General features: G+C 57.8%; 15 protein-coding genes and 1 pseudogene. 11 read left to right on the plus strand and 5 right to left on the minus strand.

Going from position 1 to position 18,944, the window contains the following annotated elements:
* Positions 1-134 precede the first annotated feature (134 nt).
* A complete protein-coding gene (locus tag AC4LF3_RS03115; RefSeq protein WP_010796970.1) occupies positions 135-704 on the minus strand; it encodes a DUF6436 domain-containing protein in 570 nt (189 codons plus the stop codon).
* 114 nt (positions 705-818) lie between these two features.
* Between AC4LF3_RS03115 and bipL the strand changes: the two genes are divergently transcribed.
* Entirely contained in the window at positions 819-1,763 is a 945-nt protein-coding gene (gene bipL, locus AC4LF3_RS03120; RefSeq protein WP_491834753.1) for a phospholipase BipL, read from the plus strand.
* A 9-nt stretch (positions 1,764-1,772) separates the two neighbouring features.
* On the opposite strand, the gene AC4LF3_RS03125 is transcribed toward bipL, so the two are convergent.
* Complete coding sequence (locus tag AC4LF3_RS03125; RefSeq protein ID WP_312270563.1) at positions 1,773-2,504, minus strand: DUF2059 domain-containing protein; 732 nt, start codon at positions 2,502-2,504, stop codon at positions 1,773-1,775.
* 215 nt (positions 2,505-2,719) lie between these two features.
* On the opposite strand from AC4LF3_RS03125, the gene AC4LF3_RS03130 reads away from it, so the two are divergent.
* Together AC4LF3_RS03130 and AC4LF3_RS03135 are read left to right on the plus strand one after the other, a co-directional pair.
* A complete protein-coding gene (locus AC4LF3_RS03130) occupies positions 2,720-3,358 on the plus strand; it encodes a 2OG-Fe(II) oxygenase (RefSeq protein WP_491834754.1) in 639 nt (212 codons plus the stop codon).
* Entirely contained in the window at positions 3,359-3,850 is a 492-nt protein-coding gene (locus AC4LF3_RS03135; protein ID WP_312270562.1) for a 2-thiouracil desulfurase family protein, read from the plus strand.
* Between the two features lie 55 nt (positions 3,851-3,905).
* On the opposite strand, the gene serA is transcribed toward AC4LF3_RS03135, so the two are convergent.
* Positions 3,906-5,135 carry a phosphoglycerate dehydrogenase gene (gene serA / locus AC4LF3_RS03140; protein WP_037030737.1) on the minus strand — a complete coding sequence of 410 codons (1,230 nt, stop codon included), beginning with the start codon at positions 5,133-5,135 and terminating at the stop codon, positions 3,906-3,908.
* Between the two features lie 153 nt (positions 5,136-5,288).
* On the opposite strand from serA, the gene AC4LF3_RS03145 reads away from it, so the two are divergent.
* The 4 genes from AC4LF3_RS03145 (at position 5,289) to AC4LF3_RS03160 (ending at position 9,466) form a co-directional block, all read left to right on the plus strand.
* Positions 5,289-6,680, plus strand: a complete 1,392-nt coding sequence (locus tag AC4LF3_RS03145; protein ID WP_219650829.1) for an FAD-binding oxidoreductase — start codon at positions 5,289-5,291, stop codon at positions 6,678-6,680.
* Positions 6,681-6,828: 148 nt separating this feature from the next.
* Positions 6,829-7,494 (plus strand): fumarylacetoacetate hydrolase family protein, encoded by a 666-nt coding sequence (locus AC4LF3_RS03150; protein ID WP_491834755.1) that lies wholly within the window; start codon positions 6,829-6,831, stop codon positions 7,492-7,494.
* A gap of 70 nt (positions 7,495-7,564) precedes the next feature.
* Entirely contained in the window at positions 7,565-8,464 is a 900-nt protein-coding gene (locus AC4LF3_RS03155) for an SdiA-regulated domain-containing protein (RefSeq protein WP_312270560.1), read from the plus strand.
* A gap of 84 nt (positions 8,465-8,548) precedes the next feature.
* Positions 8,549-9,466 (plus strand): SdiA-regulated domain-containing protein, encoded by a 918-nt coding sequence (locus tag AC4LF3_RS03160; RefSeq protein ID WP_407363340.1) that lies wholly within the window; start codon positions 8,549-8,551, stop codon positions 9,464-9,466.
* A 15-nt stretch (positions 9,467-9,481) separates the two neighbouring features.
* Here the strand turns inward: AC4LF3_RS03160 and AC4LF3_RS03165 are convergent, their stop codons facing one another.
* Together AC4LF3_RS03165 and rpiA are read right to left on the minus strand one after the other, a co-directional pair.
* Complete coding sequence (locus AC4LF3_RS03165) at positions 9,482-11,419, minus strand: autotransporter outer membrane beta-barrel domain-containing protein (protein WP_491834756.1); 1,938 nt, start codon at positions 11,417-11,419, stop codon at positions 9,482-9,484.
* Between the two features lie 227 nt (positions 11,420-11,646).
* Positions 11,647-12,318, minus strand: coding sequence for a ribose-5-phosphate isomerase RpiA (gene rpiA / locus AC4LF3_RS03170; RefSeq protein ID WP_010796981.1), 672 nt, complete (start codon positions 12,316-12,318; stop codon positions 11,647-11,649).
* A gap of 136 nt (positions 12,319-12,454) precedes the next feature.
* Between rpiA and ilvA the strand changes: the two are divergent.
* The 4 genes and pseudogenes from ilvA to ptsP all read left to right on the plus strand — a co-directional run.
* Positions 12,455-13,987 (plus strand): annotated as a pseudogene (ilvA, locus tag AC4LF3_RS03175) (threonine ammonia-lyase, biosynthetic); the annotation flags it as partial.
* Positions 13,988-14,099: 112 nt separating this feature from the next.
* Positions 14,100-15,614, plus strand: coding sequence for an MFS transporter (locus AC4LF3_RS03180; RefSeq protein WP_491834757.1), 1,515 nt, complete (start codon positions 14,100-14,102; stop codon positions 15,612-15,614).
* Positions 15,615-15,890: 276 nt separating this feature from the next.
* Positions 15,891-16,364, plus strand: a complete 474-nt coding sequence (locus AC4LF3_RS03185) for an RNA pyrophosphohydrolase (RefSeq protein ID WP_010796984.1) — start codon at positions 15,891-15,893, stop codon at positions 16,362-16,364.
* Positions 16,365-16,658: 294 nt separating this feature from the next.
* Positions 16,659-18,938, plus strand: coding sequence for a phosphoenolpyruvate--protein phosphotransferase (gene ptsP, locus AC4LF3_RS03190; protein WP_074823217.1), 2,280 nt, complete (start codon positions 16,659-16,661; stop codon positions 18,936-18,938).
* The last annotated feature ends 6 nt before the right edge of the window (positions 18,939-18,944 follow it).

The following is an 18,944-nucleotide window of genomic DNA, read 5'->3' on the forward strand; positions in this document are numbered from 1 at the left end:
TTAGCAATATTTTGCAAAAGTCTATGTTGCTAAGAGCGCAACAATGATTAGAAGTGCCTGAGAGGAAGAACAGTGAAAACGAAAAGGCCGGGCAGTCGATGCGATGCCCGGCCTTTGGCGTTACTAGAAAAGGGTCAGCCCTGCCAGTTGCAATAGCAGCCTACCGACAAGGTATTGGTCGACCGTACGCTGCGCCCTGACACGAGCGCTTCGAGAATAGGCTCGATAAAGCTGTTACCAGCTGTACAGATCATGCCCTCGCTATAGGGGCCGACATAAGCCAGCTTGCCAGCATTATCCCAGATGGCCACGGCCGGGCTGGCGGGCAGCGTATCGGCTCCAGGAATCGTCGATAGGGCCTTCAGACGTCCATCCAGCATGGACGGCAGCTTTCCTTCGCTCCCTGGTTTCTGCACGCTGTAGAACTCGACGCCCCGATCACCAAAGCGCGCCGTCAGGTTACGCAGGTGCGCCTGGTTGCCTTCGTTGCATGGGCAGTCCGGGTCCCAGAAGTGCACCAGCCGGATCGGTCCCGGGCCCGCAAGCTCGGGCGGGAGTTGTAGATGACTGCCATCAAAAAAGGCGGTCTGCTCGGCAAACGACCGTAAATAGCGCAGCTCGAACCACCAGTAGGCAGCACCCGAACCAGCAATGACAAGGATGGTGAACAGGCAGAGCAGAATAGTGAATCGACGAGAGGGCATGGCATGACTGTTAATGCAAAAGAAGACATAGCTTGCCACGCCAGGGCGTGAAGCAGAACATGATTAAGTGTCCAAGCTTTACATGGGCAGGCCTCTCTTTTTAGTGTGACGACCATGACCACGCCGTTTCATCCAGAACAACTGCGACCGCTATTGGCGGAACTGTCCCTCGATCCTGGCGAGTCTGGCCCGGCCATTCTGGCGTATCAGTCCTTTTATGGACTCGACATGAGCCAGCAGCACCCAGGCGTCCAGGCTCGCCTGGGCTGCATGCGCGTGGCTGATTACGAGATCGCCGTGCAAGGGTGGTGGCATGACCAGCCGCGGGCCACGTTTCTGGTGCTCCATGGCTATTACGACCACATGGGGTTGTATCGCCATGCAATCGACTGGGCGCTGTCGATGAATTTCGCCGTGCTGTCTTGCGACCTGCCGGGGCACGGGTTATCCAGCGGTCCGCGCGCAAGTATCGATGATTTTGCCGAGTATCAAGCGGTATTAAAGGCTCTGCTCGATCAGGCCAGACGCCTTGATCTGCCGCAGCCCTGGCATCTGCTGGGGCAGAGCACGGGAGGTGCGATTGTACTGGACCATTTGTTGAACGGGCAGCCCGGTGCGGAGATAGGCGAAGCGATTCTGCTGGCGCCGCTGGTTCGCCCCTGCAGCTGGAAGATGTCTCATCTGACCTACCGGCTGGTTGGCCCCTTTGTCCGGGCATTGCCCAGGCGGTTTTCGGCCAACTCTGGTGACGAAGCGTTTCTTACCTTTCTACAGCATCATGATCTGCTGCAACCGCGCGAGCTGCCCAGTCGCTGGGTAGGAGCGCTAGCCCGCTGGATTCCACGTATTGAAAAGGCTTCGCCCAGTCTGCATCGGCCCATCATCATCCAGGGTGAGCAGGACTTCACTGTGGATTGGCGACACAATCTGCAGGTGCTGGAACAGAAGTTCGACAAGCCAGAGGTGCTGCGCCTGCCTGAAGCGCGGCACCATCTGGTCAACGAAACCGAAGCGTTACGCCAGCGCTACTTTGATTTTCTAAGGGAGCGGCTGGCGTAGAGGAAGGGTTTAGTTGCTGCCTGAGCCAAGGCCTGCTCGCAGCGCGGCCAGGGCGGCCTGGTAATAGCGATGGCCCTCAGGCGAGCTGGCAAAGTCGGCAAACTGGGTCAGCTCGTTGTCGGAAAGGGTGCGATAAACGTAGAGCAACGTGTTTTCCAGGTCGCCATTGTTCATCTGCTGCATGATGCGCTCGCGCTGCTGGCCGATCATGCCCTGCGCTTGGCCCATGAGTCCCGGCAGCATCTGACTCAGACTGTCGGCAGCAAGACCTGCCAGCGCCATGCTGACTTCGGCGCCGGCTTCACGAGCTGGAATCACTGCAGCGATTCGTTTGATCTGTGTCTGACGGGCGGCGCTGGCCTGGATCTTGGGCAGGCCACCCGAGCTGCGGGCGATCTGATCGCTACGGGTGGCGCTGACCTCCGCCGCGACGACCTTCTGGCCTACAGGCGATTGGAAAAACTGCAAGGCAGGATTGATCTCCGGCAGCGACTGGCGCAGTTGACCAATGGCACGCTGGTCGATGGCATCGGCCGAGAAGCGGCGGTTACTGTTATCCACCAGCGTCTGGTACAACGCTGGCGGCAGGCTGTTCTGGTAGCGCTGCTGTGCCGCTTGCAGCGCATCGCGGAAGTGGCTGCGCTGTTCGGGCCAGCCCGCGGTCTGGTAAAGGGTTTGATAATTATCGGCCAGCGCGGGAAGACCGATGGCGAGTAGCAGACCAGCAATAAAAACGCGCATGAACTCTCCTGCAAGGGCATGCCTTGAGCTGCAGCATGCCAGAAAAAAGACAGTATTCTGGGTAGGTATCACGTTGCTGTCGAGGTTGGAAAGGGCCGATTCGTCGGAGCGTATAAATTTGAGCAGAAGCGTTGACGACTTATTACAATGCCGACGCCGCCAGCCGCTCTTGTCTATGCTGGTTATCTCGTTGCGATGTCTCGCAGGAATTCGATATGCCCATTCGCCCTGATCATCCCTTGTTGCAGCGTATCGTCGATGATCTGGCCGATGTCGGCTGGTCCCATCAGACTGTGTTTCTACCCGATGATCTGACCCGTGCGCTGGCGCAAGAGTGCCACAAACGTGCGCAGCACGGACTGTTGGCCCCAGCCGCTATCGGGCGTGGCGACAGCCAAGTCATTCGCGAAGGTGTCCGTGGTGATCAGATTGCCTGGTTAGAGGGCGATGAGTCTTCGCCTGCTATTGCCCGCTATCTGGCGCTTATGGATGCGCTCCGGCGGGCCTTCAATCAGAGCCTCTTCATGGGTCTCGAAGACTATGAAAGCCATTTTGCAATGTATCCGCCAGGGGCTTTTTATGCCACTCACCTGGATCGCTTCAAGGATGACGACAGGCGTATGGTGTCTCTGGTGTTGTACCTGAATGAGGCGTGGCTGCCCGAGCATGGGGGCGCACTGCGCATGCACCTGCCTGACGGACAGACCCGCGATGTATTGCCGGCTGGTGGCAGCCTGGTCTGCTTCATGTCTGGCGATTTGCCCCATGAAGTCCTGCCTGCGACGCGTGAGCGTATGTCATTAACAGGCTGGTTTCGCCGGCGGGGTGAAAACGTACTGGAAAACGTTTTGTAAATGGAAAAGATACTGATCAGCCGCTGCCTGCTGGGCCACCGGGTCCGCTATGACGGGGGCGCTCATGGCCCCTATGATCAGTTGAGTTCCTGGCTGGCGGAAGGACGTATCGTCGCTGTGTGTCCGGAGGTTGCCGGTGGCCTGCCTACACCTCGGCCACCGGCTGAAATCCCTGGTGGACAAGGCGCTGCCGTACTGGACGGCTACCAGCCCGTGATGACCGATACCGGTGAGGACGTCAGTGCGGAATTTCTGGCTGGAGCCTGTCAGGCTGTTGAGCTGGTCAGGCAGCATCGTATCCAGATAGCGGTGCTCAAAGCGCGTAGCCCCTCGTGCGGTAATCATGAGAATTACGATGGCACCTTTTCCGGACGTAGAGTCTCCGGCGAGGGCGTAACGGCTGCAGCCTTGCGGCGTGCCGGTGTAAAGGTCTTCAATGAAAGCGAGCTGAACGAGGCTGTAGCCTACCTGCAGGCGCTCGAAGCGAAATAGTATTCATGTACAAAACAAAAAGGAGGCCAAAGCCTCCTTTTTGTTGGATGAACGCTTAGAACAACACGCGGCAGCGAATGGTGCCCTTGACGTTCTGCAGCTTCTCCTGAGCCATGTCAGAGTAGGCGGCATCTACGTCGACTACCACATAACCGACTTTTTCGTCCGTCTGCAGGTACTGACCGGAAATGTTGATGCCGTTTTCGGACAGCACACGGTTGATCTCAGACAGTACGCCCGGCACATTCTGGTGAATGTGCAGCAGACGATGTTTGCCCGGATGAGAGGGCAGCGCCACTTCCGGGAAGTTGACGGAGGATACGGACGTACCGTTGTCGCTGTACTTCACCAGCTTCTCGGCCACTTCCAGACCGATGTTGGCCTGGGCCTCCATAGTGGAGCCGCCTACATGCGGGGTCAGGATGACATTGTCCAGGCCGCGTAGCGGACTGACGAACTCGTCATTGTTGGAGCGCGGCTCGACCGGGAACACGTCGATGGCAGCACCCAGCAGATGTTCGTCTTTGATGGCTGCTGCCAGCGCTTCAAGATCAACTACAGTGCCACGTGCAGCGTTAAGCAGGATGCTGCCTTTTTTCATGGCGCGGATTTCACGTTCGCCAATCATCAGTTTGGTCGAGGGCGTTTCCGGTACGTGAAGCGTTACGATGTCGGCCATGCCGAGCAGCTCGGTGATGGAAGCAACCTGTTGTGCATTACCCAGCGGTAGCTTGGTGACAACGTCATAGAAGTAGACCTGCATGCCCAGGCCTTCAGCCAGAACGGACAGCTGCGTACCGATGGAGCCGTAGCCGATGATGCCCAGCTTCTTGCCGCGAATTTCAAAGGAATTGTTGGCACTCTTGAGCCAGCCGCCACGGTGGCAGGAAGCGTTCTTGGCAGGAATGCCACGCAGCAGCAGAATGGCTTCAGCCAATACCAGTTCAGCGACCGAACGGGTATTGGAGTAGGGCGCATTGAACACGACGATACCGCGTTCACGGGCGGCGTTCAGGTCCACCTGGTTGGTACCGATGCAGAAGCAGCCAACGGCGATCAGCTTCTTGGCGCAGTCGAACACTTCTTCGGTCAGTTGAGTACGGGAGCGAATGCCCACAAAGTGCGCATCGGCGATCTTCTCTTTGAGCTCAGCCTCGGGCAGCGCTTTGGAGATGTACTCGATGTTGGAGTAGCCAGCCGCTTTCAGCGTGTCTACTGCCGATTGGTGTACGCCTTCGAGAAGAAGAAATCTGATCTTGCTCTTGTCGAGTGAGGTCTTGCTCATCTGCGTTGAACCCGTAGTCCCGAGGAAGTGTGAATCGGCTGCCGGCTGGCGTCGCCGAAGGGTAGGCATATGCTAGCATGTTCTCCCTTTTCCTTGCCCGGATACGACCTGAGCGGTTCTCAGGACGACCATGAATGCCACGAGAGTTTCAACATGATTGACGCTGCTTTGATCGAATCGCTGAAAACCCTGGTCGAGCCCGGAAAGGTGCTCACGGATGCGGCCTCGCTGGAGTCTTACGGCAAGGACTGGACCAAGCACTTTGCCCCGGCACCGTCTGCCATTGTCTTTCCCAAGACGATAGAAGAAGTGCAGGCCATTGTGCGCTGGGCCAATGAACATCGGGTGGCCCTGGTGCCTTCTGGTGGCCGTACCGGTCTTTCGGCGGCAGCGGTCGCAGCTAATGGCGAAGTCGTCGTGGCATTCGATTACATGAACCGGATTCTCGACTTCAACACATTCGATCGTACCGTGGTCTGCCAGCCGGGCGTGATCACCGAGCAGTTGCAGGCCTTTGCTGAAGACAAAGGTCTCTATTACCCCGTCGACTTTGCCTCGGCCGGCTCCAGTCAGCTGGGTGGCAACATCGGTACCAATGCGGGTGGCATCAAGGTGATCCGCTACGGCATGACCCGTAACTGGGTAGCCGGCCTCAAGGTCGTGACCGGTACGGGCGAGCTGCTCGAGCTGAACAAGGGCCTGATGAAAAACGCGACCGGCTATGATTTCCGTCATCTTTTCATTGGTGCCGAAGGCACGCTGGGTTTCGTCGTCGAGGCTACGATGCGGCTGGAGCGTCAACCGACCAACCTGACGGCCCTGGTGCTCGGTACGCCGGATTTTGATTCGATCATGCCGGTACTGCATGCCTTCCAGGACAAGCTGGACCTGACGGCCTTCGAGTTCTTTTCCGACAAGGCCATGGACAAGGTCCTGGCCCGTGGTGACGTGCCTGCGCCGTTCGATACCCGCTGCCCGTTCTATGCACTGCTGGAGTTTGAAGCGACAACGGACGAGCGCGCCGATCAGGCCCTGGCTACCTTCGAGCATTGTGTCAATGAAGGCTGGGTGCTCGATGGCGTCATGAGCCAGAGCGATCAGCAGTTGCAAAACTTGTGGCGTCTGCGAGAAGACATCTCCGAGACGATTTCCCACTGGACACCCTACAAGAACGACATCTCTGTAACGGTTTCGAACGTACCATCCTTCCTGCGTGATATCGACGACATCGTGGGCGAGCACTATCCGGATTTCGAGATCATCTGGTTCGGCCATATCGGTGACGGCAACCTGCACCTGAACATTCTCAAGCCTGATGATCTCTCCAAGGATGAGTTCTTTGACAAGTGCAAGGTCGTGAACAAGTGGGTATTCGAGACCGTTGCGAAATACAACGGCTCCATTTCGGCCGAGCATGGCGTGGGCATGACCAAGCGGGATTACCTGACCTACTCCCGCTCAGAAGCCGAAATCGCCTACATGAAAGCTGTCAAGGCAGTCTTCGACCCCAATAACATCATGAATCCGGGCAAGGTCATCGCCTGATAGCCCTTGAGGATCAGGCGATAAACCGACCGTTCCGCTAACGTTCAGGTTCGTGTCGTTATGCTTGGCCGCCTGCCTTGGTAATGCGGCCAAGCTTTTGGTTATAAAGGATTAAACGGGACTTTTCCTCTTTCGGAGTCGGTTCACCATGAGCTACCAACACCAGTACGTCGATGGTACGAAGATCCACTTCCCGCTGGGCAAGGTGGTCTGTATTGGCCGCAACTATGCTGAGCATGCCAAGGAACTGAACAACCCTGTACCCACCGAGCCGCTCATCTTTATCAAACCGGCCAGTTCGGTCGTGCCGATTGAAGGTGGCTTCAGTATTCCTGAAGACCGTGGTGCGGTGCATTACGAGGCGGAAATCGCCGTATTGATCGGCAAGCCCCTGTCACGCACGCCAAGCGAAGAAGAGGTCCGGGATGCTATTTCGGGTTTCGCGCCGGCGCTGGACCTGACCTTGCGTGATGTGCAAGCCCGCTTGAAGGAAAAGGGTTATCCCTGGGAAATCGCCAAGGGGTTCGACGGCGCCTGTGTCCTGGCGCCTTTCGTGCCGGGTGATGCCTACAGCGATCTGGCTAATATCGATGTTCGCCTCACCATCAATGGCGAGGTACGCCAGGACGGTAACAGCCGTGACATGCTCAACCCGATCATCCCGTTGATCCAGCACCTGTGCACACACTTCTCCCTGCAACCCGGCGATGTGGTACTGACCGGTACGCCCAAGGGAGTCGGCGCGTTGAACAAAGGTGAGGAACTGGTCCTGGAGTTGCCTGGCAAAAGCCGCTTTACGAGTCGTGTTCTCTAACATCCACCCTTGAGTAATCCGGAAGCATCAGGCGACGGATCCAAACCGCTAAGCAGTCGAAACCGTCGTCATGGCAAAAGTATTACAACGTCGATCCCTCAAATGGTGGCTGGCCGGCTTCGTGCTGGTCGTCGCCGCCACGCTCACATACCTGTTTCACTGGGACCAGCGTGCCCGGCTCTGGTGGCAGGAACGTAACACGCCTGCCAACCAGCATGCGGACAATATCTGGCTTCCAGGCTATACCGCGGTCATTCAGGCCAAGCCCTTGCCCGGCATGGAAAAGGCCGAGGCATCGGACATCGCCTATAACCCGGCGACCGGCACCCTGTTCATTGTTATGGGCAAGGAGCCTTTGCTGGTGGAAACCAACCTGAGCGGTGATATTCTCAGGCAGATTCCCATAACCGGGCTTTCCAACCCTGAGGGCCTAGTGGTCCTGGATGGAAATCGCATGGGTATTGTCGATGAGCGTCAGCGTACGCTGGCCCTGTTCAATCTGACCCCCGAGACCCGCCAGCTGCAGCCCGCAGATTTCCAGTTTTTCGACCTGGGCTTTGCCGATGCCGGCAACAAGGGGTTCGAAGGCGTTGCTTGGGATGCACGACAGCAACGTCTACTGCTCAGCAAGGAGCGAGATCCTGCAGCACTGTTCAGCCTGTCCAGCGATGGTGATCAGATCCTGGGTGAGATGACGGATCTTCCCGATCAGCCCGACCTGATGAATGATTATTCTGCGCTAAGCGTCGATCCCCGTACCGGCCATACGCTGGTGCTCTCGGATGAGTCGCACCTGTTGCTTGAACTGGACGAAAGCGGAAAGCCGGTCAGTTTCATCAGTCTGATCGGGGGGCTCAATGGACTCAGTAAAAACATCCCTCAGGCTGAAGGTGTTGCGATTGATGAAGAAGGAACCGTTTACATCGTGAGCGAGCCTAACCTGTTCTATGTCTTCCGGAAATCTGACTGACATAAAATATCCGTAGGCTTGTCGTCGAGCGCGGGCATGCAGGTCGCCCGGATGATCGATCCCTCGACGGCAACGGGCCTACCCATGCAGCGTATCTATCCTTACCGCATTCCTCTGGCTGGCCTGCTGATGGCAGTGCTCATCGCAACCATAGCCAGCCAGCAGACCCCGCTCCTGGCGCGTCTCTGGTATGGCGTTCAGCAGCACTGGCATGCCGATGAGCGCCGTGAGGTCTCGGTTTGGCTTCCTGATTATCATGTCGATATCGAGGCCAAGCCTGTGCCAGGGCACGCGGATTTGTCGGCGCTGACCTATGACCCGAGCCGGGGCACGCTTGCGAGCCTAACCAACAAGTCATCCCATTTCATCGAGCTATCACTCGACGGTGAAATTCTTCGGCAAATCCCTATGCAGGGATTCGATGACCCCGAGGCGATTGAGTACATTCGCCCGGGCGTTTTCGTCGTGGCAGAAGAGGGCCGGCAACGGTTGGTTCAGATTCATGTCGATGACACAACGCGCGTCATCGATGCGAATGACCCTCGCAATCAGACACGTCTCTCTCTGGAATTGGCTGCGTTCGATAATCGGGGTTTCGAAGGGCTCGCCTATGACAGTCGACACAAGCGACTCTATGTAGCTAAAGAAAAGGACCCTGTGCAGATCTATGAGGTCGATGGTTTTGCCGATCCTGAGCCCGGCGCACCGGCCAATATTACAATCAGGTCCAATGTGCTGCGTGACAGGGGCCTGTTTGTCGACGATCTGTCGAGCCTCCACTTTAGTGCCAGCACGAATCACCTGCTGGCGCTCTCGGATGAGTCGAGGCTGGTTATTGAGCTGGATAGCGAGGGGAAGCCCTTGAGCACCCTGCCGCTCGATGCCGGGCGGCAGGGTCTGACGAAAAGCGTGCCGCAGGCCGAGGGCCTGGCCATGGACGACCAGGGCACGCTGTATATCGTGAGCGAACCGAACCTCTTTTATCGATTCAAGCGTAACTAAACTGCGTTATACGGATCAGAACCGCCACTGGGCACCCAGGCTGTATCCGGTCTGGCTGCCCTCGGAATGGCCCAGGCGACTGTTGACCTCGGCATAGACGCCAATCTCCGGTGTGATCGCCCACTGAGCCCCGATCTGAGCGCGGGCAAAGTGCTTGTCTACCGAGTCCAGCGCTGCCGTACGCAGCCGACCATCTCCACGGCTGATAACATCCAGCCGACTCTCGCGGCCATCACCCAGTTCTTCGACCCAGGCGACATGAGCATAGGGTTGTAGGGCCATGCCACGGCTCATGGGGAGATCGCCATAGACCCGCCAACCCAGGCTTGCCTGAATGGAGTCATAGGTCTGATCATCAAATGACATGGCGGTCCGGCGGCTGTCGTCTTCATCGAAGCTATCGATGTGGTAACGGGTATAGTCCAGTCCCAGCTGAGGACCGGTTCGCAACTGACCGACCGTCATGTCGTAGCCCCCGGTCAGGCGAGCACCGAAGAAGCGGGCCCTGGTATCGCCAGATAACGTCTGGCTCAGAAGAACCGGCCCGCCACTGGCCTGAAGGAACACGGAGCGATCCGTATCGAAGCGGGTGTGACCCGCGCTCAGCTCACCTGCAGCCCAAAGCGGCCCGCCGTTGCTGACCAGACCATACAGCCCGGCCTGCCATGTCTCGTTACGAACCTTGCCAGAATGCTCCAGGTCATCCTTGCCACGCTGAATGCTCAGGCTACCGCCTACGGTCAGCCATTCACTGGCCCGATAATCGCCAATGGCATAAGCGGTGGCCCGCTTGGAGCGCTGACTTGGATCTACATCAAATCCACGCTCAGGCTGGTACTCCCCCTCGATTCCCACGCTGCCAGTGAATTGGTTGAGTGCAAGTGGAGCGAGCTGAAGGCCCAGCCAACGGCGGTCATGCAGCCGAGTAAGGGTTTCATGCTGGCTGCGCAGGTTGTCCTCCATGGCCCGTGCCAGCGCACCGCTGGAGGCGGTGGATGCGAGCAGGTCGGCATTTGTCAGCTCCAGCAGGAGACGTGTCAGCAGACGTGAATAATCACGAAGGCGCTGCTGGATGCGCTCTGCACCCAAGGCGCCGGTCAGCACCGTCTCGTTGTCCAGTGATGGTGTATGCCAGGTGGCGCCGCCAGGAATGGCTGGATTGGTGGTCTGCTCATAGCCGTCCAACTCGCCGATTTCCCAGTTGGTCGCTTCGACGAACAGCACCGGAATACCGAGCGCCTCGAAGCTTGCTGCATCACTGCAACAGCCGGTGCCGGCAGGGTATTCCGAATTCAGCCCGGGATTCGTGCGTAGATCGATCCCCAGTTCCTGTGCGATACGAAGCGTCTGCTCGCGTATGGACGCCAGGGCGGGATTATCGACGCTGTTGGCACCGGCATGGGCATACATCAGGTCGCCCGTGATCAGGCTGTCGAGGTTGATCATGCCCAGCAGGCTGGCCCGCTCGCTATCGCTCAAGCCGGCTACATAGGCGCGTGAGCCGCGCAGGCCTTCCTCTTCAGCTCCGAAGGCAACCACATTGATACCATTTTCCAGCGCGATCCCGCTGAGGTTGCGCGTGATCTCCGTAAGGACGGCGGCACCGGAACCGTTGTCATCCAGGCCTTGGAGTGTCGGGCGGCCAAAGTAGGTATCAAAGTGTGCCCCTAGTACAAGGGTGTTGCCGCTGGTGCCTGCCAGCTGAGCCACTACGTTCTGTGAGTTCCGGTTTCCGTTCCAGGTGAAGGACTGGAGAGTGGCGTTGTTACCTATACGCTGCTGCATCCAGGCCGAGGCGCCCTCAAAACTCGTAGTGCCTCGATAACGACCCGGATACTCATTGATCAGAACGTCCAGTGTCTCGTCGGCGTATTCACCAAAATCATAGGCACCCGCGGTACCCCCTATCAAGATACAGCCGACTGCAAGCGCTAGTTTGGAAAAGGAATGCACAAGCGATCCTCATTGTTATGGTTTGTTGTGTTGTAGTTATGGGTAGTGCGGAGCTGCATGGAGCAGATAGCGTGCCGACTTGAAAAGCGGACAGGCAGGCGACGCCTGGCAGACTGACAGCGCTGCCTGGGCGTAACTATAGATGGGGATGGAAAAAATGCCGGGCAGGCTGTGCACTGTGATCGTGCACAGCCTGAAGTGCGTGTCTCGTCGTGGGACGTAGGTGCTTAACGCTTGAGCGTCTGAACGCCTTCGGCGGTTCCCAGCAGCAGGACATCCGCCGAGCGAGCCGCGAACAGGCCAACCGTGACTACGCCGACGATGTTATTGATCTTGGACTCCAGATCGATCGGGTCAAGGATATGCATGTTATGCACGTCCAGGATCACGTTGCCGTTGTCGGTTTTAACACCTTCACGGTAGACCGGATCGCCGCCCAGCTTGACCAACTCGCGGGCTACGTAGCTGCGTGCCATGGGGATGACCTCGACGGGGAGCGGAAACTCGCCCAGCACATCCACGCGTTTACTGCCGTCGGCAATGCAGATAAAGGTCTGTGCCACGGCCGCTACGATTTTTTCACGCGTCAATGCTGCACCGCCCCCTTTGATCAGTTGCAGGTGCTCATTGGCCTCGTCGGCGCCATCGATGTAGAACTCAAGATAGTTGACGCCATTGAGGTCATACACCGGAATGCCATGTTTCTTGAGTCGCTCGGCCGTTGCCTCGGAGCTGGCTACTGCGCCGTCGAATTCCATTTTGTGTTGGGCCAGCAGGTCGATGAAGAAGTTGGCGGTGGAGCCGGTGCCGACCCCAATGACGCTGTCACGCGAGAGGTGCGGGAGAATATAGTCCACCGCGGCCTGCGCCACGGCTTGCTTGAGCTGATCCTGGTTCATGATCGATTCCGGCAAAGGAGAAGTAGAGGTTCGATTATAGCCGGGCTGACCCTATCAGCGGTGAACAGGGTGGTTGACGCATTGTGGGTGGCTTGTCGTGCTGCTTGCGCAGTAGACTGACTGTTCCCCGCAAAAGCCCTGCCGAGAAAAGTCGATGCTCGAACAGTACGTCAAGAAAATGCTGACCTCGCCCGTCTACGACGTGGCCGTCGAAACACCCCTGCATCCCGCACACAGCCTGTCGGAGCGTCTGGGTAACCGGATTCTGCTCAAGCGCGAAGACCTGCAGCCCGTCTTCTCGTTCAAGATTCGGGGCGCCTACAACAAGGTGGCCCAGCTCACCGACGAGGAAAAGGCTCGCGGCGTGATCGCGGCATCCGCCGGCAACCATGCCCAAGGCCTGGCCTTAGCTGCTCAGAAGCTGGGTATCAAGGCCGTTATCGTCATGCCCAAGACGACGCCAGAAATCAAGATCAAGGCGGTACGTGCCCGCGGTGCCAAGGCTGTCCTGCACGGCGATGCCTTTCCTGAGGCGTTGGCTCATGCGCTGAAACTGGTAGAGGAAAAGGGATACACCTTTATTCACCCGTACGATGATCCGGATACGATTGCCGGGCAGGGTACTGTCGCCATGGAAATCCTGCGCCAGCAACCAGGTCAGCTGGACGCCATTTTCGTGCCGGTAGGCGGTGGAGGGCTGATCGCGGGGATCGCCGCCTACGTCAAGTACCTGCGTCCTGACATTAAGATTATTGGTGTTGAACCAGACGACTCCAATTGCCTCCAGGCCGCCATGCAGGCAGGTGACCGGGTGGTGCTGAGTCAAGTGGGTATCTTTGCCGATGGCGTGGCGGTCGGGCAGATCGGTCATCACACCTTCGAGATCTGCCGACACTATGTGGATGACGTGATTACCGTCAGCTCCGATGAGATCTGCGCAGCTATCAAGGACATCTACGACGATACGCGCTCCATCACCGAGCCGGCTGGTGCCCTAGGCGTGGCGGGGATCAAGAAGTATGTCGCTACCCGCGGCGTAAAAGGGGAGACCCTGGTAGCCATCGACTCGGGTGCCAACGTCAACTTCGACCGCCTGCGTCACGTGGCAGAGCGTGCCGAGCTGGGGGAACAGCGTGAGGCTATCATCGCCGTGACCATTCCTGAGCGTCCCGGCAGTTTCAAAGCGTTCTGCGAGGCACTGGGCAAGCGCCAGATCACCGAATTCAACTATCGCTATAACACGGATAGGGAAGCCCATATCTTTGTCGGCGTACAGACTCATCCGGAAACCGATCCACGCGGCAAGCTCATCGAAAGCCTGCGTGAGCAAGGGTTTCCCGTATTGGATCTGACCGACAATGAGCTGGCCAAGCTGCACATACGGCACACTGTAGGTGGACATGCGGCCCATGTGGATACCGAGCAGGTCTTCCGCTTCGAGTTTCCCGAGCGGCCTGGCGCATTGTTCAACTTCCTCAATCGCCTGGGTGGGCGGTGGAATATCACCATGTTCCACTATCGCAATCACGGCTCGGCTGATGGCCGCGTATTGGCGGCGCTTGAGGTTCCGGAAGAGGAGCGGCACCGTGTGCCCGAAGCGCTGGCAGAGATCGGTTATCGCTATTGGGATGAGACCAATAACCCTGCGTATAAACTGTTTCTGAGTTGACGCTTAGGGTGGCGGCGGGCGTCTGGTAGGGAACCAAGCGCCCGGGCCGTGTTCGATGAAAGGCTGGCCACGTTTACTGGCCAGCTGATACCAGTCATCGAACCGAGTCGGAATGTCTTCACCTACGTTTCCACATCACCGTGGCCTGCTGATGCTCAGCATCACGCTGATGGTCACCGTCTATTTTCTCGACAGCCTCTCCATCGCGCTGGCCAACCGCTATGTATCCGGCGGCCTGGGTGCTGATCAGCGCAGCTATGTGTATGCCACGGCAGCCTATAGCGTCGCGGTCATCGTCTTCACGGCGCCTCACCAGTGGTTTGTGCAGCATCTGGGGTATCGGCACCTGATGATGGCGGCGACAGTTGTCCATACCATAGGTCAGCTGCTCTGCCTGGCCGGCGACCACCTGTGGGTCTTTGCCACGGGCAGAGTCTTCATGGGGGCGGCCGCCGCGACCTTTTTTGCCGGTGCGCGGGTGCTGGTGCTCATGTTCTTCCCCGGGCCGCAAACCCCCTCAGGCATACGAGCCTTTGCCAGCGGCGTGCCGCTTGGCGCGGCGATGGCTTCTTTTTGTACGGCGCAACTGCTGGCGCATGAGGAGTGGCGCGGTATCTTTGCCGTGCCGCTGGTGGTCTGTCTGGTCATGGCCGTGTGCATCTGGATGGCCATTCCCTCACGCGTCATACCCGAAAAGCTATCGGCCAGACCAGCACTGCTGCCCATGGCTATCCTGCTGGTTGGAAGCATCATTGTCGAAACCACTATCCAGCGGATGAGTTTTGATTTCTACAGCGATACCTGGGAGCTGCTCGGACTATTTCTGCTGGGTATCTGCCTCATGGCCGTCTTCATCTATTGTGAGCGGCAGCGGGAGCGGCCAACCCTCGACTTTCGTAACGCCATCAATCCGGCCTTTCTGCTCGGCATGCTGTTCATGATGCTGAACTACTTCATGCTCGGTGCCTATAACTACGTTATTCCCCAATATGTCCTGAACGCCCTGCAGGTACCGATCTACACTGCTGGAACGGTCATGGCTATCGGCTGGCTGTGTGGGATAGTGCCGCTCATGGCCATTACCTCTGGCACGCTCAAGCGGTATTTCCCGTGGGGTGGCTTCAAGAAGTTTCTGGTGCTCGGCTATTCGCTGCTGGCCGGCTATGGCTTCTGGATGTCCAGCCAGAATGGCGAGGTGCCGCTTGTGCAGCAGCTTCAGCCTGCGCTCATGATGCATGGTGTGTTTCTGATCTCGACCTTTGCGGTGATCATCATGTACACCTTCATGACCATTCCTCCGCGTTATTTCAGCCAGGCATATCAGATCAAGAACATGACGCAGCAGATCGTCATGCCGCTGGGAATCGTCATGGCCAACGTCTTTCTGCAATGGCGCGATGCGTTCCACGCCAATGTCCTGCGCAGTCACATCACCTCATTCAATCCGCTTTATCAGCAGTATAGAGAACAGCTGAACGAGGCGATGGGGCATGCCTCCATGAGCCAGATGGCCTCGCTGGTCAATCGCCAGGCTGCGATCCTGGGCTTCCTGGACTATTTCTACCTGATCGGCTGGGTAGGTGTAATTCTGGCTATCTACATGCTTCTGCAGCGGCACTTTCGCTGATAGGAGTGGGAAACGGGTCATGCTTTACCCGTCAGAATCCATTGATTGCTTGGCTATGTAAGCTTTTGTTCAGCAAGGGCTGAGGATACTGCTCGCGGATTCTCAGGCGCTCCGGCGGGATTACCCCAATGTAATGTCCATATGGACGAGCAGGCAGGAGTGGCACTTGCCAGCGTATTGCCACAGACGGCAAAAATACAGGCAGGGAGCTGCGTTGCCGCTCCAACAAGCTTTATGGAACAATGCAAGTCTATTGACTTTCCAGGGGTGTCAGCCGTGATCGATTCTGATGGTTTTCGCCCGAATGTCGGCATCATCCTCGCGAATGACGCTGGCCAAGTGCTGTGGGCTCGGCGCATCAACCAGGACGCCTGGCAGTTTCCACAGGGAGGTATCGATGATCGTGAAACGCCGGAAGAAGCGCTTTATCGCGAATTGAACGAAGAAGTGGGTCTGAGTCCGGATGATGTCCGGATTTTGGCCTGTACGCGGGGTTGGTTGCGTTATCGCTTGCCCCAACGCATGGTGCGTACGCATAGTAGGCCCCTGTGCATCGGTCAAAAGCAGAAATGGTTTCTGCTCCGGCTGATGTCTGAGGATCAGAGGGTACGCATGGATGTAACAGGCAAGCCGGAGTTCGACGGTTGGCGCTGGGTCAGCTACTGGTACCCATTAGGGCAGGTGGTGACGTTCAAGCGGGAAGTGTATCGTCGAGCCCTCAAGGAGTTGGCCCCGCGCCTGCTCGCCTGATCGATATGTTAAGCCTGTACCATACGTGTACGTATGGAAGACGGAAGAGGCACCGTTTACATTGCCTCACCGGCCCGCCCGGTTATGCCGGGCCTGCCGTGGACGGAGGAAATGCTGTGGCCATGCTGGATGAACGATTTGTGACGTTGAGTGGCAATACGCTGTCAGATAGGCGTTGCTGTCCACCTTCATCGATCGTGGCTATCAGGTCGGTGACCGGAACTCAATTTGCTCGCGCCTCGAAATCCTTTACCAGGATGTCGTCCAACGTCACCAGAGCCCAGGGCTTCTAGCATGCTGAATACGCTGCGTAAGGTCGTTCAAGAAGTAAACGGCGCCAAGGATCTCAAGACAGCGTTATCGATCATCGTTCAGCGCGTTCGGGCGGCCATGGGCACTCAGGTGTGCTCGGTCTATCTGCTGGACCCTGAAACCAATCGATTTGTTCTCATGTCGACAGAGGGCCTGAACAAGCGCTCCATCGGGCGTGTCAGCATGGCGCCCAATGAAGGCCTGGTCGGCCTGGTCGGCACGCGCGAAGAGCCGCTCAACCTTGAGGATGCCTCCAGTCATCCGCGTTTTCGCTATTTCGCCGAAACGGGCGAGGAGCGCTATGCCTCTTTCCTGGGGGCGCCAATCATTCACCATCGTCGTGTGATGGGGGTTCTGGTTGTTCAGCAAAAGGAGCGGCGCCAGTTCGACGAAGGTGAAGAAGCCTTCCTTGTGACCATGAGCGCCCAATTGGCCGGCGTTATCGCACATGCTGAAGCCACGGGTACCATTCGTGGGCTCGGACGGCAGGGTAAGGGTATCCAGGAGGCTCGTTTCGTAGGTATTCCCGGTGCTCCCGGTGTTGGTGTGGGTACGGCTGTAGTCGTGCTGCCTCCAGCTGATCTGGAAGTCGTTCCTGACAAGACCGTTACGGACATCGAGGCAGAATTGGCCTTGTTCCAGCACGCGCTGGAGTCTGTACGTGAGGACATGCGCCAGCTGTCAGAGCGTCTTTCGACCCAGCTGCGCAAGGAAGAGCGCGCCCTGTTCGACGTCTATTTGATGATGCTCGACGACGCGGCATTGGGTAACGAGGTTACTCAAATCATCAAGAAAGGGCAGTGGGCACAGGGGGCACTGCGTCAGGTCGTGACCGAGCATGTTCGTCGTTTCGAGATGATGGACGATGCCTATCTGAGCGAACGTGCCGCTGATGTGAAGGACCTTGGCCGTCGATTGCTGGCTTATCTGCAGCAGGCACGGCAACAATGTCTGGTCTATCCCGACCAGACCATCCTGGTCAGTGAAGAGCTGTCACCCGCCATGCTGGGCGAGGTGCCTGAAGGCAAGCTGGCCGGCATGATTTCCGTGCTCGGCTCTGGCAACTCCCACGTTGCCATCCTGGCGCGCGCGATGGGTATTCCCACCGTCATGGGCGCGGTAGACCTGCCTTATTCAAAAGTCGATGGCATTTCGTTGATTGTCGACGGCTATCACGGCGAAGTCTTTACCAACCCATCACCTCAGCTGCTCAAGCAGTACAGCGCTGTGGTCGAGGAGGAGCGTCAGCTGACCCAGGGGCTGGAAGCCCTGCGCAGCCTGCCGTGCGAAACCCTGGATGGCCATCGTATGCCGCTCTGGGTGAACACGGGGCTGCTGGCCGATGTTGCCCGGGCGCAGCAGCGTGGCGCGGAAGGCGTGGGGCTGTATCGGACTGAGGTCCCGTTCATGATCAACGACCGCTTCCCCAGTGAGAAGGAGCAGCTGTCCATCTACCGGGAGCAACTGGCGGCGTTCCATCCCCAGCCAGTCACCATGCGCATGCTGGATATCGGCGGAGATAAATCCCTGTCCTATTTCCCCATCAAGGAAGACAACCCCTTCCTGGGATGGCGCGGGATTCGTGTCACGCTGGACCATCCGGAAATCTTCCTGGTACAGGCGCGAGCCATGCTCAAGGCTAGTGAAGGTCTGGATAACCTGAGAATTATGCTACCCATGATCTCGGGGGTACACGAGCTGGACGAGGCTCAGCATCTCCTGCATCGCGCTTGGTGCGAAGTGCGTGATGAAGGGGTCAATATCCCCATGCCGCCTGTCGGTGTGATGGTAGAGGTGCCTTCGGCGGTCTATCAGGCCCGGGATCTGGCCCGTGAGGTGGACTTTATCTCGGTGGGCTCCAACGATCTGACCCAGTATCTGCTGGCGGTAGATCGTAATAACCCACGCGTGGCTGACCTGTATGACTACTTCCATCCAGCCGTGCTGCAAGCACTCAAGAGCGTGGTGGAGGATGCTCATGCGGAAAACGTTCCGGTGAGTATCTGTGGCGAGATGGCAGGCGATCCGGCCGCAGCGGTATTGCTCATGGCCATGGGATACGACTCCCTTTCCATGAATGCAACCAACCTCCCCAAGGTGAAGTGGTTGCTGCGTCAGATGAGCCTATCCAAGGCAAAGGAGCTCCTGGATCAGCTGCTCAAGATTGACAATCCGCAAGTGGTGCACAGTGCGCTGCATCTGGCCTTGCGTAACCTGGGGCTAGGGCGCGTCATCAACCCGGCTTCCACCGTCCAGAGCTGACAGCAC

The sequence above is a fragment of the Pseudomonas sp. C2.3V genome (assembly GCF_058536325.1).